The sequence below is a fragment of the Treponema sp. R8-4-B8 genome (genome assembly GCF_054786175.1).
In genome coordinates, this window is record NZ_BDHE01000185.1 from 1 (window position 1) to 750 (window position 750).

Consider the following 750-nt stretch of genomic DNA (forward strand, 5'->3'; position numbering starts at 1 on the left):
ATTAATTGCAGTTCGTGCGGCAACAAGGTTCTTTTGCACCGAGTTTGCCCTAAATGCGGTTTTTACAGGGGCAAGCAGGTAATCGTACCTGATTCTAAAGTTTAGTTAAGGGGAAAGAAATGGACGAATTATTTGAAAAAATGAAAAAGCTCATCGCCGAGAAACTTGAAGTCGATGAGGGCAAAATTACAATGGAAGCGTCATTCCGCCAGGATCTCGGCGCTGACAGTTTGGACACTTATGAGTTGGTTTACGCCATCGAGGAAGAAATGGGCATCAATATTCCCGATGAAAAAGCCAATGAATTTGAGACTGTGAAGGACGCGTACGAATTTATTAAATCCCAGCAAAAGTAAAAGCGTCCTCAGCCAGGAAAGGAAAAAAAAACTGGCGGCGTTTCAAAAAGCCGCCGGTTTTAAATTTAAAAACATTGATAATTTAAATTTTTCATTCATGCACCGTTCTGTTTCCAACGAAACGGGCAACAAGACAAACAACGAGCGTCTTGAATTCTTAGGCGATTCCATTCTTGGCGCCGTCTGCGCCACTCTTTTGTACCGTTCTTACAAAGATAAAGCCGAAGGAGAACTGGCAAAAATAAAAGCCGTAGTTGTCTCCGAAGATATTCTTTCCGGTATCGCTTTAAATCTTGGAATAGATAAAATGCTTCTGCTTGGCAAGGGCGAAGAAATGTCCGGCGGCAGGACAAAAAAAGCGATTCTTGCCGACGCGCTGGAAGCTTTGATCGGT

At 42.9% G+C, this 750-nt stretch carries 3 protein-coding genes; all 3 read left to right on the plus strand.

Annotated elements, in window-relative coordinates:
- The coding region (rpmF, locus tag ACYVRA_RS07775) for a 50S ribosomal protein L32 (protein ID WP_461252168.1) at window positions 1-105 on the plus strand (105 nt) is incomplete at its 5' end.
- A 14-nt stretch (window positions 106-119) separates the two neighbouring features.
- Entirely contained in the window at window positions 120-356 is a 237-nt protein-coding gene (gene acpP, locus ACYVRA_RS07780; RefSeq protein ID WP_461252167.1) for an acyl carrier protein, read from the plus strand.
- 31 nt (window positions 357-387) lie between these two features.
- The coding region (locus ACYVRA_RS07785; protein ID WP_461252169.1) for a ribonuclease III family protein at window positions 388-750 on the plus strand (363 nt) is incomplete at its 3' end.

Coding starts and splice junctions, on each gene's coding strand:
- acpP (WP_461252167.1), top strand. CDS start 120: ATGGACGAATTATTTGAAAAAATGAAAAAGCTCATCGCCGAGAAACTT.